The 25,181-nt window shown below is 64.6% G+C and carries 21 protein-coding genes and 2 pseudogenes; 11 read left to right on the top strand and 12 right to left on the bottom strand.

Annotated elements, in window-relative coordinates; translation table 11 throughout:
* The first annotated feature begins 34 nt into the window (after nt 1–34).
* Nucleotides 35–737, top strand: a pseudogene (locus JOF57_RS25705) (class I SAM-dependent methyltransferase).
* On the opposite strand, the gene JOF57_RS25700 reads toward JOF57_RS25705, so the two are convergent.
* Entirely contained in the window at nt 738–1,577 is an 840-nt protein-coding gene (locus JOF57_RS25700) for an SDR family NAD(P)-dependent oxidoreductase (protein WP_209921790.1), read from the bottom strand.
* A 419-nt stretch (nt 1,578–1,996) separates the two neighbouring features.
* On the opposite strand from JOF57_RS25700, the gene JOF57_RS25695 reads away from it, so the two are divergent.
* Complete coding sequence (locus JOF57_RS25695; RefSeq protein ID WP_234938252.1) at nt 1,997–2,665, top strand: DUF732 domain-containing protein; 669 nt, start codon at nt 1,997–1,999, stop codon at nt 2,663–2,665.
* A gap of 232 nt (nt 2,666–2,897) precedes the next feature.
* A complete protein-coding gene (locus JOF57_RS25690) occupies nt 2,898–3,380 on the top strand; it encodes a hypothetical protein (protein WP_234938251.1) in 483 nt (160 codons plus the stop codon).
* Between the two features lie 120 nt (nt 3,381–3,500).
* On the opposite strand, the gene JOF57_RS25685 is transcribed toward JOF57_RS25690, so the two are convergent.
* Together JOF57_RS25685 and JOF57_RS25680 are read right to left on the bottom strand one after the other, a co-directional pair.
* Nucleotides 3,501–4,310 carry a L,D-transpeptidase gene (locus tag JOF57_RS25685; protein WP_209921786.1) on the bottom strand — a complete coding sequence of 270 codons (810 nt, stop codon included), beginning with the start codon at nt 4,308–4,310 and terminating at the stop codon, nt 3,501–3,503.
* Nucleotides 4,311–4,472: 162 nt separating this feature from the next.
* The gene (locus JOF57_RS25680; protein WP_209921784.1) at nt 4,473–4,739 is read right to left on the bottom strand and encodes a hypothetical protein; all 267 of its coding nucleotides are present in this window, start codon (nt 4,737–4,739) and stop codon (nt 4,473–4,475) included.
* A gap of 939 nt (nt 4,740–5,678) precedes the next feature.
* On the opposite strand from JOF57_RS25680, the gene JOF57_RS25670 reads away from it, so the two are divergent.
* On the top strand, nt 5,679–7,565 hold the full coding sequence (locus JOF57_RS25670; protein ID WP_209921782.1) for a hypothetical protein: 1,887 nt from the start codon (nt 5,679–5,681) through the stop codon (nt 7,563–7,565).
* Between the two features lie 15 nt (nt 7,566–7,580).
* Here the strand turns inward: JOF57_RS25670 and JOF57_RS25665 are convergent, their stop codons facing one another.
* A complete protein-coding gene (locus JOF57_RS25665; protein ID WP_209923720.1) occupies nt 7,581–8,003 on the bottom strand; it encodes a nuclear transport factor 2 family protein in 423 nt (140 codons plus the stop codon).
* A gap of 102 nt (nt 8,004–8,105) precedes the next feature.
* On the opposite strand from JOF57_RS25665, the gene JOF57_RS25660 reads away from it, so the two are divergent.
* Together JOF57_RS25660 and JOF57_RS25655 are read left to right on the top strand one after the other, a co-directional pair.
* Nucleotides 8,106–8,684 carry a PadR family transcriptional regulator gene (locus JOF57_RS25660; RefSeq protein WP_209921780.1) on the top strand — a complete coding sequence of 193 codons (579 nt, stop codon included), beginning with the start codon at nt 8,106–8,108 and terminating at the stop codon, nt 8,682–8,684.
* A 129-nt stretch (nt 8,685–8,813) separates the two neighbouring features.
* Nucleotides 8,814–9,842 (top strand): fused (3R)-hydroxyacyl-ACP dehydratase subunits HadA/HadB, encoded by a 1,029-nt coding sequence (locus tag JOF57_RS25655; protein ID WP_209921778.1) that lies wholly within the window; start codon nt 8,814–8,816, stop codon nt 9,840–9,842.
* A 61-nt stretch (nt 9,843–9,903) separates the two neighbouring features.
* On the opposite strand, the gene JOF57_RS25650 is transcribed toward JOF57_RS25655, so the two are convergent.
* The 6 genes and pseudogenes from JOF57_RS25650 to JOF57_RS25625 all read right to left on the bottom strand — a co-directional run bounded on the left by JOF57_RS25650 (nt 9,904) and on the right by JOF57_RS25625 (nt 16,389).
* Nucleotides 9,904–12,801, bottom strand: a complete 2,898-nt coding sequence (locus tag JOF57_RS25650; protein WP_209921776.1) for an MMPL/RND family transporter — start codon at nt 12,799–12,801, stop codon at nt 9,904–9,906.
* A complete protein-coding gene (locus tag JOF57_RS25645; protein ID WP_273544824.1) occupies nt 12,798–13,223 on the bottom strand; it encodes an MmpS family transport accessory protein in 426 nt (141 codons plus the stop codon). The genes JOF57_RS25650 and JOF57_RS25645 overlap by 4 nt, the downstream gene beginning before the upstream one ends.
* Nucleotides 13,224–13,464: 241 nt before the next feature.
* Complete coding sequence (locus JOF57_RS25640) at nt 13,465–14,112, bottom strand: maleylpyruvate isomerase family mycothiol-dependent enzyme (RefSeq protein WP_209921771.1); 648 nt, start codon at nt 14,110–14,112, stop codon at nt 13,465–13,467.
* Nucleotides 14,113–14,120: 8 nt separating this feature from the next.
* Nucleotides 14,121–14,810 (bottom strand): annotated as a pseudogene (gene lepB / locus JOF57_RS25635) (signal peptidase I); the annotation flags it as partial.
* 18 nt (nt 14,811–14,828) lie between these two features.
* A complete protein-coding gene (locus tag JOF57_RS25630; protein WP_209921767.1) occupies nt 14,829–15,587 on the bottom strand; it encodes an SCO6745 family protein in 759 nt (252 codons plus the stop codon).
* 22 nt (nt 15,588–15,609) lie between these two features.
* A complete protein-coding gene (locus JOF57_RS25625) occupies nt 15,610–16,389 on the bottom strand; it encodes a DUF1906 domain-containing protein (RefSeq protein ID WP_209921765.1) in 780 nt (259 codons plus the stop codon).
* Nucleotides 16,390–16,530: 141 nt separating this feature from the next.
* Here JOF57_RS25625 and JOF57_RS25620 point away from each other — a divergent pair, with 141 nt between their 5' ends.
* Both JOF57_RS25620 and JOF57_RS25615 read left to right on the top strand, forming a co-directional pair.
* Nucleotides 16,531–18,591: an AMP-binding protein gene (locus JOF57_RS25620; protein ID WP_209921763.1), complete on the top strand. Its 2,061-nt coding sequence runs from the start codon at nt 16,531–16,533 to the stop codon at nt 18,589–18,591.
* A gap of 117 nt (nt 18,592–18,708) precedes the next feature.
* Nucleotides 18,709–19,605 carry a serine hydrolase gene (locus tag JOF57_RS25615; RefSeq protein ID WP_209921761.1) on the top strand — a complete coding sequence of 299 codons (897 nt, stop codon included), beginning with the start codon at nt 18,709–18,711 and terminating at the stop codon, nt 19,603–19,605.
* Between the two features lie 8 nt (nt 19,606–19,613).
* Here JOF57_RS25615 and JOF57_RS25610 read toward each other — a convergent pair whose 3' ends face one another.
* Both JOF57_RS25610 and JOF57_RS25605 read right to left on the bottom strand, forming a co-directional pair.
* On the bottom strand, nt 19,614–20,591 hold the full coding sequence (locus JOF57_RS25610) for a coiled-coil domain-containing protein (protein WP_209921759.1): 978 nt from the start codon (nt 20,589–20,591) through the stop codon (nt 19,614–19,616).
* A gap of 182 nt (nt 20,592–20,773) precedes the next feature.
* On the bottom strand, nt 20,774–22,174 hold the full coding sequence (locus JOF57_RS25605) for a DUF1254 domain-containing protein (protein WP_209923719.1): 1,401 nt from the start codon (nt 22,172–22,174) through the stop codon (nt 20,774–20,776).
* A gap of 182 nt (nt 22,175–22,356) precedes the next feature.
* Between JOF57_RS25605 and JOF57_RS25600 the strand changes: the two genes are divergently transcribed.
* The 3 genes from JOF57_RS25600 to JOF57_RS25590 all read left to right on the top strand — a co-directional run bounded on the left by JOF57_RS25600 (nt 22,357) and on the right by JOF57_RS25590 (nt 25,053).
* Nucleotides 22,357–22,944, top strand: coding sequence for a TetR/AcrR family transcriptional regulator (locus JOF57_RS25600; protein ID WP_209921757.1), 588 nt, complete (start codon nt 22,357–22,359; stop codon nt 22,942–22,944).
* Nucleotides 22,941–24,182, top strand: a complete 1,242-nt coding sequence (locus JOF57_RS25595) for an NADH:flavin oxidoreductase (protein ID WP_209921755.1) — start codon at nt 22,941–22,943, stop codon at nt 24,180–24,182. The genes JOF57_RS25600 and JOF57_RS25595 overlap by 4 nt, the downstream gene beginning before the upstream one ends.
* 118 nt (nt 24,183–24,300) lie before the next feature.
* Entirely contained in the window at nt 24,301–25,053 is a 753-nt protein-coding gene (locus JOF57_RS25590) for a peptidoglycan recognition protein family protein (protein ID WP_234938249.1), read from the top strand.
* Nucleotides 25,054–25,181 lie beyond the last annotated feature (128 nt).

Below are 25,181 nucleotides of genomic sequence, written 5' to 3'. Positions count from 1 at the left end.
TGTCGACTCTGAATCCGCCGGTACCGTTGCCCTGGTGGAGCACGCGGACGACGAGAAGGTCCCCAAGAGGGTCGGGGTCAGCACCCTGACCGGCGTTTCGGAAACCGCATTGCTGACCCTGAACGGCCGGGCCACTCAGGCCCGCCATCCCCACCCCATCATCGATGATGCCATGGCCGTCCAATTGGCCGATTCCATCGCCTATGACTTCGACAAGTTCGGCCGCCGGACGATTCCGTTGGCTGACCATCGATTTCCCGCCCATCGAACTGCGCGAGCAGCTTCTGCCCACCTCCGACCGGATCGTCAGCCGCGCACAGTCCGCATTGGACTACAGCTGGATGGACGGGGTGGACACCTCCGACGGGGTCTTCATCACCGCGGAGGGCCTGTTGATGTACCTGCAGCCCGAGGAGGCATTGGGCCTGATCACCGAGTGCGCCAGGCGTTTTCCCGGTGGTCAGATGATTTTCGACCTGCCCCCTGTGCTGGTGAAGAAGTTCGCACCCAAAGGCATGCGGTCCTCACGGCACTACCGCGTACCGCCGATGCCGTTCAGCCTGTCACCGGCCGAACTGGCGAACCTGGCCCACACGGTGCCCGGTATCAAAGCCGTGCATGATCTGCCGATGCCCAGCGGACGCGGGTGGTTCTTCCGCACCGTATTCCCCGCACTCTGGCAGTTCCGGCCCACCAGGCAGTTTCGCGGCGCCTACACGCTGCTGGAGTTCGGCTGACTAACCGCCGGCAGCCGCCAATCGGGCGCGTTCGCGCATCGAGGCGACGACGCCACCATCGTTGAGGATGTCCGTCCCGGTGAGGTAACCCGCCCGCTCACTGGCGCAGTAGGCAAGCAGATCAGCCATCTCCTCGGCCCTGCCCCACCGCGGTACGGCGGCGTCGGCCACCATCGCACCTGCGCCCGCCTGCTCCTCCAACCGGCCCATCTCGGTGTCGATGGACCCCGGGGAAACCGAGACGATCCGAACACCACGACCGTTGAACCGCTCAGCCTGCGACGAGCTGTACCACTTCACGAAGGCCTTGCTGATGGCGTAGGAGAAGCCCGATCTCATGTCCTCCGGGGCCACACTGCACGCCGCCAACAGCTCGCCGAGGAACTGGTCCTGGTCCTGCAGCGCCAGCGGGAACTGCTGGACAGGGATGATTTCCTCGGGCAGCAGGTGCGCCGCCATCGATGCCACGTTGACGATCGCCGCGCCCTCGGTCGCGGTGGCGAAAAAAGCCTCGTTCACGTTCAGCGTGCCCAGCGCATTGGTCTTCATCACGTACTCGGCATCACCCATGCTGGGGCTGACCCCGGCCGTGTGAATGACCGCGCTGACGGTGCCGAGCCCGGCGGCGGCCTCAAACAGCCGGTCGACGGCAGCTCGGTCGGTGACGTCGGCGTCGACGATCCTGGCGGCGATTCCCAGGTCTCCCAGGGCGGTGGCGGCAGCGTCGAGGCGGTCCTGCCGGACATCGCACAGCATCACCGTCTGGTCGCGACCGACGACCTTGGCCGTGGCCAGTCCCATGCCACCTGCACCGCCCGTGATCACCGTCACTCGTGTCATGGCTTGCACGGTATACAGACAGATCCGTGGCCCCGCGCCGGGGGCCGTACGACTGCTCAGCAGCGGTACGATCCGGTGGCTCCGCCGCCGGCATTTCCGACGCCAATATCAGCGGCCCGCTGTGTAACCTGACCGACCGGCATATAACAGGTATTGATGACAGAGGGCCCGACGATGACGCTGACGAACCGTCATCGATTGCCGATGGTGGATCGTCCGCTGTGACCTGCCCGTATTGCGGATCACCCCTCGCTTCCGCCGACACCTGCAGCCGCTGCGGGAAGATCCATGAGTCCGCGTCGACCGGGTGGCGCCCCGACCCCTCCGGGCGCCACGAAGGCCGCTACTTCGTCACCGGGCATCCGACGAATCGCGTACGCGACGGCAGATCGGCATCGGCCGACCCGGATGGTGGGCGGATGCTGCCCGACTATCTCGAACTGAAGACGTCAGGCATCAGGGCGACCTGGCTGGGGACCACCGCCGCGGCCGCGATCATCGTGCTGACTGCGGGCGTGGTCTGGGTGTTGTTGGTAGCGGGCCGCAGGCCACCACCCGCGCCGGAAGCCGGATACCTCAACTCCTTGAAGGACTCCGGGCTCAGCGATCAGTTCAACTCGGACGCCAACGCCGTCGCCCACGGTCGACAGGTCTGCCGCCGACTCGAAGACGGTGAGCCACAGCAGGGCCTGCTCGCCGACAAGATCGCAGTCGACGCCTTCTGTCCGCAGTTCTCCCAAGGCTTCCACATCCTCGAAAAAGCCAATGTCACGGGCACTTTCGTACTCACCGACAATTCCGGGGCGGAAGGTATCGTCTTCGACGGAACAGAATGCCAGGGCGCAAACGGATATTTCGACGTCAATCCCGGCACTCCTGTCACCGTCAAGAACGGCGAAGGCGACGTCCTGGCCACCACCGCACTCGGTCCCGGCAAGAGTGGGAGCGCCAACTGCACCTTCACCTTCACCGTGCCGCTGACCGAAGGTCAGGATCGCTACGTCCTGTCGGTCGGACATCGTGGCGAGTTCAGCTACAGCTTCGAACAGCTTGTGGCCAAAGGCATTCTGATGCGGCTCGGCCAGTGAGATTTGCGAAGATCGCACCCGGACGCAGAGTTGGCCGTCAATGCCCGCTTCCAATAACACGACGGACGCCGGCGGTTGGAAACGGTGCGATCACGAGTACGGCTCGCTCACGTGTCAACCCTGCAACCATCTGAAAACTTGTGTGGACACCGATTTCGGGCAGCTCTACGGTTCAGCTGACACAACTGTCATCGATGTAATTTCCGCACGAACCAAGGGAGGCGGTTGAGGGATGACCACCTTTGCCCACATCTCCGTCAGAACTGCTGTCAGCGCCGGATTCTGCCTGACCGCGGTAGCGGCGGCGGTAGCGCTGAGCCCACACTCGGCGGCGCAGCCACTCAAGACCGGCGGATACAAATGCGTCGACGCGGCAGCTGCCGCGCCCGGGGCACCGGTATGCGCCGCGCCGGCGGTGGAAGCCGCGGGGATTGCCCCCGCCGCCGTTCCGCCGGTACCCCTGGCGCCGCCGCCGGTAGTTCCGCCGCCCATGGCGCCGCCGCCGTTGGTTCCGCCACCACTGGCGCCGCCGCCGTTGGTTCCGCCGGTGCCGGTGGTACCCGCCGCCGCACCGATCCCCGCAGCACCGGCACCCATCGTCGCCGCTCCGGTGGCGACAGCGGCCGGCACTGCATCCGGCAAGGGTGTACCGACCGTCTCGCCCGGGGGTGGACCGGTCGCCGGCACGCCGACGCTCCCCGGCCCCGCCGGGTAGTCCCACCCCTAGCGCACAGAAAAGGCGCCTGGCTTGCGAGCCAGGCGCCTTTTCTGTGTCTTCAGATGTGATGGCGTAGATGTGATGGCGTGCGTTGTCCCTACCTCACAGCAGGATTCGCTACTCCTGGACGATCACCGGGTCGCCGATATGCACGGTGTTGAAGTACCACTCCGCGGCAGCCGGGATCAGGCTGATGCAGCCATGGCTGGTGTTGTCCAGCCCCATCGACGGCACGGCCCACGGCGCCGAATGCACGAACAGACCCCGCTGGGTGAAGCGGACCGCGTACTCCACGTCGAGGAGATACCCGTCAGGAGCATCGACGGGAATACCGACGCTGCTCGAATCCATCTTCACGGTGCGGTCTTTCCCTAGAACGGCGTAGGTGCCGACCGGAGTCGCATATTCGGGACGTCCCATGGAGGCCAGCAGCACACCCGCTTCGCCGGCGTGCGGCAGGTGATGCGGAGCCGGTAAATCAATCGGCGGATCTTCACCGAGTCCGTCGATGGTCACCGTGAAGGTGTGGTCGGAGATGTCGGCGACACCGATAACGGCTGGCCCCGTTTGAAATTCGGTCCGCATTCCGCCGACAGACAGCATCACGGTGCTGTGCGCCGGCCAGAACTCGGCCGGTTTCCACGACACGACGTTGGCGTCGAGCCACTCGTAGGTGCCCGCGCGAGTCGGTGTCGACTTGAGCCCGAGGGCACGTTCCACCACCGGGCGGTTGGTGACCGGGTTCTTGAACGTCACCACCACCGGATGTCCCACACCGACGACGGCGCCCTCGGACGGCGCGATCGATTCGATGGTCGACGTCAGCGGAAGACTCACCGCCGCAGTGTCGACGCTGTTGTTACCGCCGGAGAAGTAGGTCATGGTGACCACGACCAGTACGAGAACACCCTGAAAAACCGCGCGCATCAAACCGATCCCTCTGCGATGCCCCCATGATCTTGAACGATGTCATGGTATTGGCCCGCAGCGGCCCGAATGTGTAGTCACACGTAGACAATTCGGTCAAGTGTTCGTCACGTTTCGGCCACGGCACCCAGCCGTCGCAAACGGCGACGCGGATCCTCCGCGTCAGTCCGCGACAACCTCGCCGCGGGGACCATGCAAACTGAGGACCCGCGCGCAGGCCAGAGGGGTCACCAGGGCGTTGGTGCGCAACCCCGACTGCGAAGCCCGTTGAGATTCCCCGTCGAACGTGTCACCCTCGTCGTCGAGCCGATAGGACGACGGGTGCCTGCGCTTGGCCGCGGCAAGCTCACGGGCGTACCGCTGCGATGAACACCACAGCGGGTGCGTCGCCAGCTCGATGACCGTCGAGCCGGCAGCTTTTGTCGCCATGTTCAATGACCTCCAGCGGAGCTTCACGACACTTTCACACTCACGAATCAAGAGTGCTTGGCCAAGCTGAGGCGATGCATCGAGTTGGCCGTGGACTTGTTAAGGATCCCTCTTAGGCTGCAAATAAGCACCCAATGCGGTTCAACAGAGACGTAATTCACACTTCTGAATTTGACAAAACTGGCCCCGCTGTCCTCGTCGCGCGCCGGCCTGTTGCACCGCAGCTAATCCTCTGAAACGTGCAGTTCTCGTCGTCGAGCAGGCACCACGACCACTCACCGCGGCGGCACGGGCAACCGATGTCGCTAGCCCCAGTAGGAGAAGTTGCACACCGGCTTCACCTCAGTCTTGAACGACACCAGTTTGTCGCCGTCCATGATGATCGAACAGGTCAGTTCGGTGCTTCCGCCGTCAGCGGCCACCTCCGACTCCAGTTCCTCGTAGACGGAGTACTACTTTTCCCACGGAAGCGTCACATTCGGCTCGGTGTGTTCCGCACCGCCGTTGATCCGGTAGCGGATCGTCACCGGAGCGGTGCCGCCGAGAACCTTCATGACCGCCGTACCCACCGGTGCGCCCGTCGGCTCCGCCGCCTTGGGTGACTCGGTCGTCGTGCGAGTCGGTTCACTCGTATCGCGTGGGGATGTTGTGGCGCTGGTCATTTGCGCCACAGGTGTTCCCGTCGTCGTGCTGCATCCTGCGGCCAACACGACAACGACAGTTAGTCCGACGACACCCCTGAGTGAACGCATACCTGACACTACGACGGCCGGGGCCCGGTCCGGATCGGAAATTCGGCGGCGCTGACCGACCCGGGCAAAACGCCTCAATGACATCGACCGATGTCATACATTTACCCGGCATGTGTTCGCGGCGGCCGGCATTCCCGTCACCGGTGAGTGCGCACATCGTCGGAAAATGTCAAGGGGGACATCGTTAATGGTGCACACTTCGCGCTGCCCGGAGAACGCCAACCGCATGCCACTCCGCTACGGCCTGTCGATCATGGCGGTCGGTATCGGTATCGGTGTCGGGATCGCAGGCACCAGCGGTCATGCCGTGGCATGGGCGGACCCCGGTAACTCTGCTTCCTCAGGCCAAACCTCAGGCCAAACGTCAAGCCATTCGAGTGCCGGAACCGGCCACGGGCCCAAGAAACCGGCCAACCGGCGCCTGGGCACCCGTCCGAAGCGACCCTCGTCGCTCACGAAGACCGGCACCCAGAAATCCGTCGACACCGCAGCCCCTGACGTCACACGCTCAGACGACGATGCAACGACCGGTCAGACCTCCACCCCCACGCCGAATTCGACCACGCCGCAGTCCGAGTCGGCGCCCGAGTCGGCGCCGGAGTCGAAACCGGAGTCGATCACCGACATCGTCCGCGAGAAACTCCGGGCCATCAAGCCGGACGCCTCGCTCCGGGCCGACGGCACCCGACCGGCCAGGTCGGATTTCTCGGCCCGCCTCACCACCAAGCGCCGTGCGGCGATCACTCCGTCCGCACTGTCTGACGCGGAGACGTCCCCAGCGCGGACGCTGATCGCGCAGACGCCGGCGGCCGCGGCCACGCCGCCGGATCTCACAGCGATCGTTCGAACTGTCCCCGACATCACCGCGAAGACCATCCCGCTGACCGCCAAGGTCGCCGCAGTCAGCACCACAACCACGACGACACCGAAGCCCCCGGAGCCGCTGTCGCCGATCGCCAAGATCGCCCAGCTGCCGGGCCGCATCGTCAACACCGTGCTGCAGGTGCTGGACATCACCGTCTCCGCCAACGGCCCGAAGAGTCCGATCGACTTCTCACCGATCAACAATGCGCTGTTCGCGGCGTTCCGTGAGATCGAAGCTCATCTGGGGCTGACCAAAACTCCTGCCGCACAACCGGTGCCACCGCCGATGATCTACGACGGACCCACCACGGGCCAGACCCCCACGGTGTCCCAGTTCCTCAACGCAGCGACCACCGCCTACGTGTGGGGCGGCGCCCCCGGCGATCTGAAACCGTTCGTGGTCAACGGCAAGCAGATGGAATCCCACAACATCCTGACCGGGATGTCCGCCAAGACGTGGGTGACACCCGATGGCCAGATCATCATTGCCTACCAGGGCACGACGGGCGGGACGAACCTGCTGCACAACCCGCTGATCGCGGTGTCCCAGGTGGTGACCGACATGCAGGTGATCTTCACCGACACCACACCACAGGCATTCATCGACGCGGTGGCCTTCCAGCAGGAGGTCGAGGCCGCGGCGATCGCGCAGGGCTACCGCAAGGAAGACATCTTCGTCACCGGCCACTCACTGGGCGCCTGGGAAGCCCAGTACGTTGCGCAACAGACGGGCGTGGGCGGCATCGGTTTCGAGGGCCCCGGCCTCAACTCCACGGTGCCGGGCAACGGCGCTGACTCCGGGTTCGTCAACGTCCTGACCTACGGCGACACCGCGGCCTACTTCTCCACCGATCTGCCCGGACTCCAGCCGTTCGTGCCGGAATACGTGCCCGGCGGAGGAAGCAAGCCGCACTACGGCGCGATCGTGATGATCGGCAATCCCGACGCTGCCATCCCGCTGATGAACTCGGCCGCGCTGTTGAAGACCGGACCGATCGGGGGCCTCATCTTCGTCGTCGACATCTTCGTCAACTTCCTGCAGTACCACCTGCCCGGCGTCCAGGCCTACCACCTGGGCGTGAACCCGGACCCCGGCGTGGTGCCGTGGCTGGGGAATGTGTCAGGGCCGGTTAACGCCGACTACGCCGACATGACGATTCCGGAGCTGCAGAAGGCGGCTTCGGATGCGGGGACGCTGATCAGGCCGTAAGCGGCAAGCCGCTGATCAGGACGTAGGCGTCGCGGACTCTCGCTGAATCTGTTCTGCGGCTTCTTGTTTGATCTGGTCGAACTGCGCAGCCATGGCCTCGGACAGCGCGGTCGCACCGGACAGTGGCCGAACCATCACCATGAAGTCGTCGATCTTGCCGTCGTCATCGTGATGCAGAAAGTCGCACCCGGTGATCTTCTTGCCGTTGACGGTGGCCTCGAAGACCAGGGCATGGTCGTGTCCTGACGCATCGGCGATCTCCCGGATATACCGGAAGTCCTCGAAGACCCGCATAACCCCGCGCAGGATCGCCGCGGTGATCGGCTTACCCGGATACGGCGCGAAGGCCACCGGGCTGGTGAACACGACATTGTCGGCCAACAGTGCCTCGATCGCGGCCTCGTCGCGAGCCTCCACTGCCTCACGGAACGGATGCATCTGAACCTCCATACCCAATTCGTCTGACTAGCCGCGATGCTAGGCCCGACCCTTTTCAATAGTCAACATATTGATTAATCACTTCGCTGCTAGCATCGGCTCATGGCGTTACGCGACGCAGTCCTGGCCGCCCTGCTCGACGGCGAGGCATCCGGCTATGACCTGGCGAAAGGGTTCGACGCGTCGGTCGCCAACTTCTGGATGGCCACCCCCCAGCAGCTCTACCGCGAACTGGACCGCATGGCCGCCGATGGGCTCATCGACGCCCGACTCGTTGAACAGGACCGGCGGCCGAATAAGCGCCTCTACTCACTTACCGACGCCGGACGGCAGGCGCTGCTCGAGTTCACCGAGGTGCCGACAAAACCCGGGGCGATTCGCGAAGACCTCCTGGTACAGGTCCAAGCGGTGGACTCCGGCAACATCGGGGCCGTCCGCGACGCCCTCACCGACCGGCTGCGCTGGGCTTCGGCGAAACTCGCGCGCTACCGGCGGACGCAGGACCACCTTCTCGCCGGGCGTACCGAAGACGCCTACCTGGCCGAGGCCGAGCGCATCGGCCCCTACCTGACCTTGCTGCGGGGAATCCGGTTCGAAGAAGAGAACATCGACTGGGCGGGCCGGGCACTGACGGTCATCGAACAGCGACTGGCAGCCGGGGACCGACCTTCAATCGGGTAGTTGAGCGAGCCCGAACTGCCGACCCAGATTCTCGTCGAACGCTGCCAGTTGTACGGCTGGCGCCGGCCAGACGTTACTGTGCTTTCGTCGGCTTCAGCGAACAAGCCGATAGAAAAGTTGAGCACATTCATGACCGCACCAGACGCATCGGCGCTCGAAGCCCGGCTCGGCCACTACTACGAGGCCGACGGCCCGTATTTGGTCGGCCGCGAGAAGGTACGCGAGTACGCCCGTGCCGTGCAGGACTACCACCCTGCCCACTGGGACGTCGAAGCCGCCGCGAAGCTGGGGTACTCCGGGCTGGTCGCGCCGCTGACCTTCACGTCGACTCCGGCCATGGCCTGTAATCGGCGCATGTTCGAATCGGTGGTCGTCGGGTACGACACCTACCTGCAGACCGAGGAAGTCTTCGAGCAGCACCGGCCGATCGTGGCCGGCGACGAGCTGAAGATCGACATCGAGTTGACGGCGGTCCGCAGGATCGCCGGCCGCGACTTGATCACCGTCACCAACACCTTCACCGACACTGCCGGCGAACGGGTCCACACACTGCACACCACCGTCGTCGGCGTCACCGCCGACGACATCAATCCGGCGACGATGACCGCCGTCCAGAACGCGATGATGCACGACGTGGACTTCTCCGGAATCGGCGCATCCGATGCCGATTACCAGAAGACCGTCCGCCCCGAAGGTGAGGTGCGGATCTCCGAGGAGGGTCTCACCCGCACGCCGGGAACACCGTCCTTCGATGACCTGAAGGTCGGCGATCAACTCGGGGTGCACCACACCCGGCTGTCCCGCGGCGACCTGGTGAACTACGCCGGCGTGGCCGGCGATGCCAACCCCATTCACTGGGACGAGGACATCGCCAAACTCGCCGGACTTCCCGATGTGATCGCCCACGGCATGCTCACCATGGGACTGGGTGCCGGGTTCGTCTCGGCATGGTCGGGCGACCCCGGTGCCGTGACCCGCTACGCGGTGCGGTTGTCCCAGCCGGCGATTGTGTCGGCCAAGGAGGGCTGCGATATCGAGTTCAGCGGAAAGATCAAGTCGCTGGACCCCGAGACCCGTACCGGCGTCGTCCTGGTCGCGGCGAAGTCCGAGGGCAAGAAGATCTTCGGCCTGGCGACGTTGAACATCTGCTTCAGCTGAGCCGGCTGTTGCCTCAAGTCCCGTTCGAAGCCCTGTCGGAGCACGTGATCGACCGCACGCTTTAGGACACCACCTCTTGTGGTTCGCGCTGGATGGGCGTGGGCCATGGCGAACGGTGCGGGCGCGGGCGCACCCGCTGCGGCCACCAGAACCACCGTCCGAGCAGCGTGGCGATGGACGGTGTCATCAATGCCCGGATGACGAACGTGTCGAACAGCAGCCCGAGGCCGATTGTGGTTCCGACCTGGCCGATGACGATCAGCTTGCTCACTGCCATCGACGCCATGGTGAACGCGAACACCAGCCCCGCTGCGGTGACCACGGGGCCACTGCCGCCCATGGCGCGAATGGTGCCGGTCTTCAACCCGGCGTGGATCTCTTCTTTCATTCTCGATACCAGCAACAGGTTGTAGTCCGCGCCGACGGCCACCAGCACGATGACCGACATCGGTAGCACCATCCAGTGCAGCGGTATCCCGACGATGTGCTGCCAGATCACCACAGAGAGCCCGAAGGCGGTGGCCAAGCTGACCACGACGGTGCCGACGATGACAGCCGCGGCCACCAGGGCCCGGGTGAGGATCATCATGATGACGAGGATCAACATCAGCGCAGCCGTTGCCGCGATCAGCAGGTCGTAGTCGGCGCCCTGCTGCATGTCCTTGAACATCGCCGCGGTACCGCCAAGGTAGACCGAGGATCCCTCCCACGGTGTTCCCCTGATGGCCGAGGCCGCAGCGTTCTTGAGCAGCTCGGAACGGGCCGTGCCTTCGGGCGTCAGCGGATCACCTTCATGAATGATGGTGAACCGCACGGCCTTTCCATCCGGCGACATCATCAGCTTCATGCCACGTTGAAAATCGTCGGTTTCGAATGCTTCCGGGGGAATGTAGAACGAATCATCGTTCTGGGCTTTGTCGAACGCCTCTCCCATCGCGGTGCTGTCCTTCTGCTGCGCCATGGTCTGGTCCTGCTGGGTCTTCTGAACCTGATACTGGTTGAGCATCATCTGTTTCTGGTTCTTCATCGACTGGATCATCGACGGCATCAAGGCGACCAACTGCGGCATCAGGGCGTCCAGGCGCTCCAGGTCGGGTACTAGATCCGCAATGTCGTCAGACAACGTGTTGATTCCGTCCAGAGTGTCGAATATCGACCGCAGCGACCAACACACCGGGATATCGAAACAGTGTGGCTCCCAATAGAAGTAGTTTCGGATCGGCCGGAAGAAGTCATCAAAGTCGGCGATGTGGTCGCGAACCTCACTGGTATCCGCCGACGTCTTCTTCGTCTTCTGCACCATGCTGTGGGTGACCGCAGCCATCTGCTGGGTGATGGACTGCATCTTCTCCATGGTGTCGATGGAGGTCTGCATCTCGCCGGCCTGGGCCAGGATGTTCGCGATGACGCCCTGCTGGTAGTCGTTGCCCATGATCTGGCCGGTGCCGCTCTGGCTGAGCGAGTACGGGATCGTCGAGTGCTCAATGGGTATGCCATCGGGGCGGGTGATGGTCTGCACCTGGGCGATACCCGGCACCTGCGCCAACGCCTTTGCGATCTTGTTGATCACCAGGAAGTCAGCCGGATTCCGCAGATCGTGGTCGGTCTCGATCATCATCACGTCCGGATTCATCCTGGCCTCGGAGAAATGTCTGGTCGCGGCCGCGTAACCGACATTTGCCGAGACATCCGGAGGTAGATATCGCCGATCGTTGTAGATGGTGTGATAGCCGGGCAACGCGAGCAGACCGAGCAGGCACGCCGATACCGCGAACACCAGTAGTGGGCCAGGCCAGCGAACGGCCGCGGTGCCGACCCGGCGCCATCCCCTGGCCTTCGACTTCCCCCGCGGCTCCAGGAACCGGCCCCAGCGACTGGCTATCGAGATGAGCGCGGTTCCGAATGTCAGAGCTGTCGCGACAACGAACGCCATACCGACGGCCAGGGGGTAGCCCATCGTCTGGAAGTAGGGCAACCGGGTGAAGTGTAGGCAGAAGGTGGCGCCCGCGATGGTCAGGCCGGAGGCCAGCACAACGTGGGCCGTCCCTTCAAACATGGTGTAGTACGCCGATTCTCGATCCTCGCCGGCCCGGCGCGCCTCGTGATATCGACCGACCAGAAAGATCCCGTAGTCGGTGACCGCAGCGATGGCCAGGGTTACCACCATGTTGGTCGCGAAGGTTGTCAGGCCAAAGACGTTGTAGTAGCCCAGGAATGCGACGAGCCCACTGGCACCCGTCAGTCCGGCGATGAGCAGTACGCACAGGAGGAGCGTGGTGGTCACGGAGCGGTAGATCACCAACAGCATGACGACGATGACCCCGAAGGTGACCATCTCGATCATCCGCATGCTCTCGTCGCCGATTCTGTTCTGATCCGAGCTGGTCGCCGCCGCACCCGTCACGTACGCCTTGATCCCCGGCGGTGCCGGGCTCTCCTCGGCGATCTGACGAACGGCATCCACCGATTCATTGGCCAATGCCTCGCCTTGATCGCCGGCGAGGTAGACCTGGGCATACGCGGCCTTGCCGTCGACGCTCTGGGCTCCCGCTGCCGTGAACGAGTCACCCCACAGGTCCTGCACGTGCTCAACGTGTTTGGTGTCGGCGCGCAGGTCGCGGATCATCTTGTCGTAGTAGGCGTGCGCGTCGGCACCCAACTTGTCCTGTCCCTCGATCACGATCATCACCGAGCTACTGCTGCGGTATTCCTCGAATTTCGTGCCGATACGTTTGATGGCGATCATCGACGGCGCATCGTTGGGACTCATCGACACCGACCGCATCTTGCCCACTTCCTCAAGTTGGGGCACGACGGTGTTGAGTATCGCGATCAAGGCGATCCAGATCACGATGATCGGGACAGCGAAAATCCGGATGAGTCGGGGGATGGTCGGGCGCGACCTGCGCGGAGGGGCCGGAACGGGAGCAGTCGGGGCGTCGTCCACGGGCGCGCTCATGCTGCCTTCACCAGGCAGAAGGTTTGTGCGTTCACTCCGGTAGCCGTCCTCTCGTCTTTGACGACGTCATCGACGGTGATCCGGCAACCGATGCTGTCGCCGTCGGTCTGGGCCAGGATGTTCGGCGACGACGAGGGGGCCGTGGTCGTCAACGTCAAGCTCCAGGGCAGCCCAACGGTTCCGGTGCGCTGTGGATTTCCGTCAAGATCCTTGTAGTTGATCACCGCCGTACCCCCCGAGCCGTACACCTCGTAGGTGACGACCTTGGGATTGAACTTCTCCGCGGTGTCAGCGCCGATCGGTGTCACCAGCACTGGATGCGCGCCGAAGATGGTCCTCAGGTGCGACACAGCGAGAAAGCCAACGGACAGGGCAACCACGATGGCGATCGGAAGCCAGACCTTCCGGAATATTTTTGTCAGCATCGCTGCCTCCCGAAGTTGACCAATGCAACCTTCGGCCACCTGCTGACCCGACCCATTTCCCAAGGCCATCGAACACGTGACCGCGGTACACGTGTCGGAAACCTATTGGAAGCTGTCATCGTCGGCCTTTCGAAGTTTTCGAATGGCCACAGAATTTGGTGGTCGTGGTCAGCTTAAGGAGCAAAGCTCGTCGGCCGGACGAAAATGCAACGAAATGCCTGGTTGAGAGCTCAGTCCGCTACTGCAGACGCGAAGCCAGGACGGGTAATCCAGGGCCGGACAGTCCGTCGATCGCGACGGTACGTCCGCACACCGCCAGCATCAGCGCGACGCCGGGGCCGGCAATGACCTGGCCGTCACCCCATACCCGCCCGGTGTTCTCGTCGTGCAGCGAGATACCACGCAGACGCCGGTGCGGGAAGAATCCGAGCTGCGTTCGACTGGTGAGGAAATCGAGTACCCACGCGACATGCTGCGGATCCGGATGATGCGGAAGTCCCAGTGGTATCCGCATGTCGGCACCGTGCACCAACACATCGGTCAGGCCCGACAACGGGCCGGTGATGGGCGGGCTGAGTCTGTTGTCGGCCCCGCTGCGCAGCGTCGCGGCGATCTCTGCGGCCGAGGCCTGCGCGCGGCGACGGGCCAGCGCATCGATCCCGCGGTCGATGCTGCCGTGGCGGACACCGCTGGCCAGAAATCCCCAGAACCCGTCGGTGAAATCGCTGACCAGATGCGCCGCAACGGTTTTGACGTCCCATCCGGTGCACAGGCTCGGCGTGGCCAGCTGCGTAACGCCGAGCCCGGCGACCAGGGTGGCGATCGACCGGCGCTCGTCGGCCACCGCCGCGAACACCCGCTCGCGCCCCTCCGGACTCAACCGCATGGCCGCAGTTACGGTCCGGACTGCGGATTCACCTCGGCAAGTAGGCCACGCCGCGCCGACGGAAACGCGATGGCCCGCACCTTGCCGATGACATCGGCGACCGGAACGGTCCCCGCAGAGGGATCTCCGGTGCACAGCACGCCACTGGCGATATCGGGCAGGGCACTGCGGCAGTGGTGGCGAGAGTCCGCCGAGTGGGTGCGGTTGTCCCCCATCACCCACAGCCGTCCGTCCGGGACATTGACCGGACCGAACGCGCTGCCCAGGCAGGGAAATGCCTTCGAGTCTGCCTCCATCGTGGCCGGATCCAGATATGGCTCGGTGAGCAGCTCGCCGTTCACCGTCAACCCCACATCCGCACGACATTCGACGGTCTGCCCACCGACGGCGATGACCCGCTTGACCATGTCGATCTCACCCGTGGCGCCGGGCAGGCTCCACGCCGGCGGGCCCCTGAACACGATGACGTCGCCAGGCTGTGGTGACCCGAACCGATAGCTGAGTTTATCGACGACGACATGGTCGTTGTCACACCCGATGCAGCCTTGCAGTGTTGGTTCCATCGCCTCCGACGGAATCTCGTACATCGGGGCAAAGGTCATCGCAGCGGCGACACCGATGGCGCCCAGCACGACCACCAAAACCGCGGCCACAACCGCTAGTTTGATCCACACACCACGCTTTTTCGGTTGCTCAGGCTCATGCTCCACGGCAGATCAGCCCGGGACGCCGGCCTTGAACACGGCCAGCGCGTCGGCGCTCAGCCGGGTAAGTTCCGCTACCTCGGCCGGATCGAGTGCGGCATCGAGGATCTCGGCCATTCGCCGGTTGGTCACCTGCTCGATCTCGGCGTACTGGTCCTTCTTGCCTTCACCGTCGGCGAAGGGTTCTGGCCAACCGAACATCGCGGTGTACTGCGGCCCCTTGTTGAGCATGTGCGCCTCCACCGGGGCGATGCCCGAGATCGTGAGGGCATTGAAATGCACGCCCGCCCGCAGTTCACGGAGCACGAACATCACCTGCAGTGCCCGCGCTGGGGCATCGTCGGCCAACGGCATCGCGCGCCACCCGGCGAACAGGGGCAGCCCCGCGATCGGCGTCGCAGCGATCACCTTCTCGCCCAACTCCGAGATGCGGTCCAGCCCCTGGGCGCCGGCCAGGTACTTGCGCCCGAACTCCGCGGCCTGCTCCCAATACTGTTGCGCCGCACCGACAGCGCCGCGCACCGCGACACCTTCGTCCCACATCGCGGCGAGGCCGGTGGGTTCGAACACCGCGAAGACAGCGCTGACAGTGGCCCCGCTGGCCTCGCCGAGAACACCACCGCGGCCGGCGACATACCCCGCCAACGGGTTCTGGTAGCCGGCAGCGATGCTGGCGGCGAAGTTCTCCGGGTGCAGCATGAAGATCGCGACCGCCTGCTCCATCGCAGTACCGGTGGCTGCGGCAGCGTTCAACATGTCGGTGTCGGTCATAAAAGTGATTCCTCCTGGTGCATTATCGGGCGAGATCCCATTGGCCGTAATCGGCTGCGAGAACGTCGTTCACATCAACATGAATACCGTCGATCACGAAACCCGGGTCGGACGCCGTCACGACTTCCCGCTGGAACAGCACGGCCGCCGGCTCACGCTCACCCCGTGACCAGGCCTTCGTCTGCCAGGCCCATCGGTGGCCGGGCGTGCTGGAGGTACCGACCACACCGTCGGCGATCGCCCAGCCGCATTGACGGCGGCCGCCGTAGATTCCGGTGCGAGCCACCCCCAGGACCGAGTTGATCCCCCGAAACCATTGGACTGCCGGGCTTTTCCACGTCGCGGCGTCAATATCCTCATCGACACTGAAGAAGATGGGCGCGGATGCCGGACCGCCGGCCGCGGTATGAAGCCCCAACGCCGTCTGGGCGTCAGCCACTCCGCCGTCGTAGCCGCGGGTGAAGTCCGACGGCGTCGGCCACCCGGGCTTACCGAACTGGTAGCAGCTGACGACCTGCAGGCCGGCTGCTCGGAGCCGGTCCGCGTAGTCACGGGTGACGGGTTTGAAATCGAACGTGGCGCCGGGCCGCAATTCGGACACGTACACCAGCGCGCCACCGAACCCCGCTGACTTGATCTGTTCGGGCTGGACCAGCAGGTGGGTGAAATCGACGAGTTGCAGACCGTCGGCGGAAGCCGTCGGGGTCCCGGCTGATGCCGCCAACACACCCGGGACGACCAGCGCAGGGGCGAGCACAGCGGCATACCTGAGGACTTCACGCCGTGAAGCGGTGGGCGTCACGAACAGAAGAGTATCCCGTGTTGCATTGGGTGAGCATCAAACGGTTGGGGCCAGAACTGCTCCGGACCGGGGCCCGATGAACCACAATGTGGTCACTCAGTTGGCAGCCGAGCGAACAGACGATCGACTGGCAGGACCACCGTGGTACGTGACGTGATCGATTTCGACACGATGCTGGATCACTCATGTCCGGATATCTGGGAGATCCTGCAGTCACCCGACCGGTATCCGCGGTTTTTTCGCGGACTCGGATCGTGCGAGCAGATCTCCGACCACGCGCAGCAGTTCGAACTCCGTTTCTCCACTCCCCGGGGCACTGTCGTCGTTCACCAGATGCACCTGACCGTTCGCCGAGCCGGTAGGGAAATGTTGCTCAGCGCCACCCACATGCCTGACAGTTCCGTGTCTATTCGGCTGAACCCGGGGGCGAACGGCACCCGGATCGCCGTGACCGCCTTCTCTGTCGGCCAGCTCCACCCTGACCTGGCCAAGATCGACGACAGCGCCGTCGAGAACTGGGTCCGAGACGGTCTGCAGCGAATCGCCGACTCGCTCGCCGGCAAGCAATCGTCGCTACTGGTGAACATGGGCGATATGCGTTCACTGCAACTCAGCGTCGCCAAGACCATGGTGGTCAGCGGTGTGGTGCGGGCATCCCGACCGGATCGCGCGCTGCGACAACTCAACTCCCTCGCCAAGTGGGGATTCACCCTGGCCGGCGGCCTGACCGCCGCCGCCGCGCGATCACCCCGCAACTTCGCGGTGATCGACAGCCTCGGCCAGTCGACCTATGCCGATGTTGCTGAGCGCACCACCCGGATTGCCTCCGGGCTCACCACGGTTGGCTTCACCGCAAACAGCAAGCTCGCGCTCCTGGCACGCAATCATTCGGCGATGGTGGAGTGCATGGTGGCGGCCAGCAAGCTGGGTGCCGACCTGGTGTTGCTCAACACCGGCCTGGCCGCGCACCCCATCGAAGAGATCATCCGCCGCCATGCGGTCGACGCCATATTCGTCGATGACGAGTTCGAGCAGCAGGTGCGCTACCTGCCGGCCGAAATTCCACGCATCGCGACGCGCCCCACTCCCGCTGTACCGCAGCGGCGTTCGATCGAAGATCTGATTGCGTCCGGTACCGACAACGGGCCGCTGACTCCTCCGAAGCAGCCGGGCAAGCTGGTGGTGCTCACCTCCGGCACGACCGGCACACCGAAGGGTGCGCGCCGGCCGACACCACAAGGCTTCGGCACGATCGCCGCGATGTTGTCGCGGATGCCGCTGCGTCACGACGAGGTGATGCTGGTGGCCGCGCCCCTGTTTCACTCCTGGGGCCTGGCCGCACTCCAGGTCAGTGCCCCACTGCGGGCGACGGTAGTGCTGATGGAGCGGTTCGACGCCGAAGAATGTCTGAAAACCATTGCACAGCACCGCTGTACCGTCTTGATCGCCGTTCCAGTCATGCTGCAGCGAATACTTGAGCTGCCGGCCACCGTGACCAATCGATACGACACGTCGTCACTGAGGGTGGTCGCCAGCAGTGGTTCAGCGATCCCCGGAGCCTCCGCCATCAAGTTCATGGACACCTTCGGCGACATCCTGTACAACTTCTACGGCTCGACCGAAGTCTCATGGGCAACGATCGCCGATCCGGCCGACCTCCGTGCTGCCCCGACAACCGCAGGTCGACCACCGCTGGGTACCCGCGTCGCCATCCTCGATCAGGCCGGTGATCCCGTACCCATCGGCGCTATCGGTCGCATCTTCGTCGGCAACGACATGCTGTTCGACGGCTACACCAACGCGGCGTCGCCTGCGGTGAAAGACCGACTGATGGACACCGGCGACGTCGGATACCTCGACGCCGTCGGGCGCCTCTTCGTCGCCGGACGCGATGACGAGATGATCATCTCCGGCGGCGAGAACGTGTTTCCGCGGCCCGTCGAAGAAGCACTCTCGCTGCTACCGCAGGTCTCCGAAGCGGCGGTGATCGGCGTTCCCGATCCGGTATTCGGCCAACGCCTCGCGGCGTTCGTCGTCGTTGCCGAAGGGGCCTCGCTGGACCAGGACATGGTCAAGAACTACATCCGAAACCGCCTGAGCCGCTTCTCGATTCCGCGTGACGTCATATTTCTCGACAAGTTGCCGCGCACGACTACCGGCAAGATCATCAAGCGCAGTTTGCTGGACGAGCAACTGCCCTGAGCCTTCGGGCGTAGTCGCCTCTGCGATCGTCCGGGTGGCCGGTTAGGCTTGGGACAACCGGCGGGCCCAGAGTCCATCCCAGCTGGCCTGGCTATGGATTATTTGGAGGACTTGTATATGCGCAGGCGGCTGGCGAAACCGGCGCTGACGAGCATGACGATCGTCGCGGCGATGCTCGTCAATGGTTGTGGGGCACAGGCCTCGGGCATTCCCCCCGCCGAGAGCCTCGCCCAGGCACCAGTTATCGCCCCACAAGCCCCGCAGGCCCCGTTGGCGTCATTCGACGGACTCGACGCCCGCACCCGTCAAGCCACCGCCGACGCGGCCGAGTCCGGAGCCGACCTCGAGATCGTGGTGATGGACCGCACCACCGGCCATATCGTCTCCAACGGCGCCAAACAACCCTTCCCGATCGCCTCGGTGGTCAAGCTGTTCATCGCCGACGACCTGCTGCTGCAGGAGTCGAATGGCGAGACGAAACTGACTGCTGCCGACCGCAAGTCGCTCGACATCATGCTTCGCTCCTCCGACGACGGCGCGGCCCAGACGTTCTGGGATCGCAGCGGAGGCAACGCCATCATTTCGCGCATCGTGGCCCGGTACGGGTTGTCCGGCACCACCGCGCCCTACAACGGGCACTGGGACGTCACGCAGAGCACCGCAAGCGACCTGGTCCGCTACTACGACAAGCTGTTGGACGGCAGTGGCGGCCTGCCGCCCGAACAGGCCGACGTGATCATGACCTCGCTCGCACAATCCACACCGACGGGAACCGACGGATACCCCCAGCGGTTCGGCATCCCGGACGGGCTCTACGCCGAGCCGGTCGCGGTTAAGCAGGGATGGTTCTGCTGCTGGAACGGCGCCAACCAGTTACACGTGTCCACCGGAGCGATCGGACCCGAACGCCGCTATGTGATGGTGATCAGCTCCCTGGAACCCGGCGACGCCGCCGCCGCGCGCGACACCCTCACTCAGGCCGTCAAGACGATGTTCCCCGGCGGACACATCTAGTTCGGGTCTCAGGAGACCGTGACGTGGACATGGTCGAAGTGAGCTGCCACCCGCCACATCGTGTAATCGATACCGAAGCGTCCCGCCTGACTCTTGAGGTCGGCATTGATGGCATCCCCCAGCGCCATGTCTGACCCGATCATGATGTCCAAGGCCCGCCCGCTCGGGTGATCAGGAAGCGAATCCGGGCGCACGCCGCCGATCGACTTCACACCGGGGTAGGTGGCCTGGATGTAGTCCAGGATCACCCTCGACTTGGGGACCAGCCCACCCATCCCGACCGTGGGGATCGGCCCGAGCGAGCCCACCGCTGCCACAGCCTTCGCTGACGGAGGAGTCACCATCGCCTGCTGGGCGGGGGGAAGCATGGCCAAGCTCGCGTTGACCGCGGCCAATTTCGCCCGCAGCTGGGTCTGCTGGTTCTGCAGGTCCGCTCGCAGGGCAACCGCCGCGGCGACGGCCGACTTGGCGTCGGCCGCGGACCTTGCCGAGGCCGCCTCGATGTCCTGCGCCTCCTGGTTGACCCGGCGCAAACTCTGCATCTGCCCGGAAATCTGGGTGCCCATCGACCGCTGAACGACCAGCTTGTCGATCATGCTGGTCGGCGACCCGGCGGTCAGCATCGCACTGAAGCCGTCAGTTCGCCCGCCCATGTACACCGCGGCGACCATCTTGTCGGCGGTGAACTGATAGGTGGCCAGCTGCGCACTGGTCGCGTCGAGGGCGGCCAGATCGTCGGTGTACTTCGCGTCCGCCTCGCTGAGCAGCTTCCGCTTCTTGTCGAGATCCGGCTGCGCGTTGAGGATGGTCTCCGACAGCTGTTCAGCCTGGCGGGCCAACTCGTTGACATTTGCCACACGGTCCTGGTCGGTTTCGGCGTACGCCGCGCCGCCCCACACCGCACTGAGCGCCGTCAGTCCGACGATCGCACCGACTACCGGCTTGTAGGCAACACATTTCGGCACAAACGGGGACTGAAACTTCACGACTGCGCATCCTTTGACTGCTGTCGACATCGTCCCAGTCGAACTGCCTGTCTACGTGCCCTAGATCGCGAAAAGGTTGCGGAAACGGCATCGGCCTTGTTCAACCCGTGGGACTGAGAGTGGTCTGGCACGGAAGCCGACACCCTAACAGATCGAGTGCCGTCGCTACACCTCTACACCTTCTACACCTTCTGCGGCTTCGGCGGCTGCCACTGGCCGTCCAAGGCCTGCGGTTTGGGCAGATACATCCGCAAGACGGCCACAAACGGGCCCTCCGGTGCGGGCAGCCAATTGGCTTCCTCTTCCGCGCCGGGAGACTCGTGCTGTAGGTACAGCGTCACACCGCCGTCGGGATCTTTGACCAGGTTGGGAAGCATCGGGGAGTTGATCAGGTACCGGTCGATCGGATTGGCCACCAGCAGGTTCTGCGGCAACCTGTACATCGTCAACGACCAGAACGCGTCGACCGGCGGCAGCTGTCCCGGAGCGAACCGGTAGGTGTATCGACTACTGCCGTCAAGAGGTGCCCCGGCGGAATCGAAGAAGGCCGCGGGGTAGAGCGCCTCGGCCGCGGTGTTGCCGTAGATGCCAAGGACCGCACCGGCCATCCGGTACAGGTAGTTGCCCTCCAGATCGGCCCGGGTGCCGAAGAACTGGGCGGAGCCCACCTTGCCGGTGTCAACCTCGTTCTTCTTGAAGGCATCAAACTCTGCGAGGGCGTCGACCATGCCGTCCCGGATTGCCTGCTGATCCGCCGGACTCCGTCCGGCGAAGTCGAACTTCTTGCCGGCCTCGATGCCGACCGAGGCGAATCGGTCCCGCATCTCCTGTTCGTCCGGCAGCACCGGCGCGAACTGCAGGGCAAAGTTCAGCACGTCGAAGAACTCCGGCGAGGTGCGCTGCTCTGCGGCCGATAGCGGGGCCAGGAAGTCGATGACCGGTGCGGGCGGCGGTGCCGCCTGGTCCTGGAACCCCGACAACGGTTCGACCCCGAAGCCGGCCTGGATCTTCTTGACGTTGTCGATGTCCGCCGGGTCGAACAACTGGGTGCGGTAGAGCACCAGCCCCAACTCGGTGTCCGAGCGCAGCACCTCGTCGACCCCGGCGGGCTTCTTGCCCTGCCAGTTCGGACCGGCCAGCAGGTACTTCCCGCCGGCGTTGCCGGTGGTGCGGGTGCCGACGTAGGCGAAGTTCGTGGTGTAGAGATCCACGAACTGCAGTGAGAGGTAGCGGCTGTCCTCGATCGGCGGGACCGTCAACACCAGCGGTTCGCTGCGCAGATCCACGCCCAGCCAGGAGTACGGGGTGTCGGAGTTGGGTGTCTGCACCGCGGTGTCCGACGGGGTGTAGACCCGCGCAATGTTGTGGATCTGGTTCCAGTCGCCCTTGTACTCCGGGTTGTCCTTGTCAACGAAGTACGCGTGCATGACGCGGTAGTTGTCCACCATCGGAAAGCCGTAGACATAGGCCTCCTTGATGGTCGACCGGAGATCGGCGGCCGTCGCCGCGGAGGTCGAGGCGGAGGTCGACGCATCGCCGGCATCCTCGGGTGTACAGGCGGCGACTAGCAATCCGATCAGCATGATCCCGAGCAATCTCAACCGCTTCCACCTCTCCTGGAGATGGCGGCGGCGCCATCCTGCCGTGGCATGGAATCAACGTAGCGAACTGGTGCACTATGCACTGCAAATCGCCGCGGGCGAAGTCTCAATCACCGTTTCAAACAGTGATTGATTTTTCTACCGATCGGTGTTTCGATGGGCCGATGACACGCGTTGACTCGGGTACCAGGGAACGGTTGTTGACCGTGGCGGAGCGGCTACTGCTGGAGTCGGGGTACGACGAGGTTTCAGTCCGCGCGGTCTGCACAGCCGCGAACGTCAATCCGGCTGCGGTGCACTACCACTTCGGCTCGAAGGTGGGGTTGGTCTCGGCGTTACTGCAAGCCCGGCTGGGCCCCCTGTGGCAGGTGAGCTTGGCCGATCGCGCCGACGCCGAACACTTGGACACCGCCGAAGCGGTTCGGATCGTGGTCGATCCTCTGGTGGTACTGGCCGCCGACCCAGCAGGACGCCTGTACTTGAATCTGCTGTCACGGCTACTGCTGGCGCGCCAAGAGGTGAGCTGGACCCAACATTGGTTCTCCCTCACGCCGTGGGCAGAACTACTGCAACGCAACGTGCCCGGCCTGACGACTGCCGAGGCGAAGCACCGGTGGATGCTCGCCTTCGAGCTCATCTTTCTGCAGTTCGGTGACCCCCTCGCCGGCGATCGCAGATTGTCGAGCCGACAGGTGGACACGCTGTGCACCGTGATTTCGGCGGGGTTGTCGGCGCCGGCGGTGGCCCGATGACCGGCCAGGTAGCCGATGTGCTGGCGCCCGCGTCGCTCGGGCCTGTCACGCTGCGGAACCGCGTGCTCAAGGCGGCGACGTTCGAGGCGCGCAGCCCTCACGGCAAAGTCACCGACGACCTGATCGACTACCATCGGGCACCAGCGGCTGGGGGCGTGGGCATGACCACCTTGGCCTACTGCGCGGTCTCTCCCGAGGGGCGGACCGAGCGCGACCAGATCCTGATGCGACCGGACATCATCCCGGCGTTGACCCGGCTGACCGACGCCGTGCACGCCGAGGGCGCCAAGGTCAGTGCGCAATTGGGCCACGCAGGACCCGTCGCCAACGCGGCCTCCAACGGTGTTGCCGCGATGTCGCCGAGCCGGATGTTCAGCCCGCTGGGAATGCGGGCCAGCCGACGTCCCGACGCCCCAGAGCTATCGCGGGTGATCGCCGACCATGCCCGCGCCGCGGCGGTGGCCGTTGATGCCGGCTTCGACGCGGTCGAGCTACATTTCGCGCACAACTACCTGGTGAGCGCATTTCTCAGTCCACTGCTCAACCGACGCAGGGACAGTTACGGCGGAAGTCTCATCAACCGCGCCCGGCTGGCCCGACACATCGCGATCGCGGTACGAGAGGCGGTGGGAGACCGAGTCGCCGTGATCGCCAAGCTCAGCATGGATGACGGTGTCGCCGGCGGTTTACGTATCGAGGACAGCCTGCAGGTCGGCCGCTGGCTCCAGGACGACGGTGCGCTCGACGCCCTTGAGCTGACCGTGGGCAGCTCACTGCTCAACCCGATGTTCTACTTCCGAGGCGATGCACCGCGCAGCGAGTTCGCCCGCGCATTCCGGCCGCCCCTGAACTGGGCGCTGAACACCGCTGGACGGCCCTTCCTGCGGCGATACCCGTACCAGGAAGCGTACCTACTCGACCACGCCCGACAATTCCGCCGGGAGCTGTCAATGCCGTTGATCCTGCTCGGCGGCATCACCACCAAAGAAACCATGGATTTGGCCATGCGCGAAGGTTTCGAATTCGTCGCCATGGCGCGCGCTCTGCTCCGAGACCCACAGCTGCTCAACCGGATTCGGCAAGATTCCGATACCCCGTCGTTGTGCACTCATTGCAACAAGTGCATGGTGACGATCTTCGAGCGGACCCACTGCGTGCTCGCCACCGAGCCGGTGGTCCTTCCGGGCGCGGAGTTCGTCGGTAGGAGCAGCACGTTCGCTCACCAGCACCCGAGTTGATCAGGAATTTTGCCGCCCTATCGCGGTTCCGGATCCGTGCCGGCGGGCAGGCGTGCACTGATGGACAGTTTTGCCAACGGGGTCCTGGCGTGTCGGGTGGCTGCGTATCGTGACCACGATGGACACGCAGCCGTGCCGTGGATCCGGAACACGGCTTGACACGCTGAGCCGTCGGCGGATGCTGCAGCTCAGCGGCGGCCTCGGATTGGCCGCGACACTTGGCGCCTGTGCCGACAACACCCAACCGCTCTCGACGTCCACCGCGCAGCTGATGAGCACCGGCCGGCCGACGGTCGAGATCTGCAGGCAGGCGTGGGGTGCGGCGCCGGCGCGGCCTGGCGGTCGTCCGCACACGATTACCCGAATGACACTGCACCACACCGCCGTTGTTCTCGGCGACAATCGGCTTGCCCCCAGCCGGCTACGCCAGCACCAGCGCTTCCACCAAAACGACAAGGGATGGATCGACATCGCCTACCACGTCGGTGTTGACCGGAACGGCAACATCTACGAGTTACGCAGCCCGGAGATCGCCGGCGACACCGCCACCAACTACGACCCGGCCGGGCACTTCCTGGTCCTCTGCGAAGGCGACTTCGACCAGGAACCCGTCTCCCAAGCTCAACTCAACGGCGCCGCAACGGCATTCGCCTGGGCCGCCCAGCAATTTCAGCTCGCCAGCGGCACCCTCGGCGGGCACCGCGACTTCGCCGACACCGCCTGCCCCGGCGCCAACCTCTACGCCCACCTCACCTCAGGGGACCTGCACACCCGCATCGATGGGCTGCTCGCCGCCGGCCCTGTTGACCTGCAACGCCTCTGCGGAGAGGAAGCCGCCACCAAGGTGGCGGCAATCGAGGCAGGTCAGTAACAGAGCGCGACCGGATAGCGTTGCCTGCTAGGCCCGTTGGGCGGCGCCGGTGATCCCAAAGACCGGGCCTGCAAGCACCCGCGGCGGAACCTGTCCCGCGGTGACCTGGCCTATTCAGCCCCGGTGAC

Source organism: Mycolicibacterium lutetiense, assembly GCF_017876775.1.
Taxonomy (GTDB): domain Bacteria; phylum Actinomycetota; class Actinomycetes; order Mycobacteriales; family Mycobacteriaceae; genus Mycobacterium; species Mycobacterium lutetiense.
Note: the sequence above shows the minus strand (reverse complement) of the source record. Positions and strands in the feature narration are given on the sequence as shown.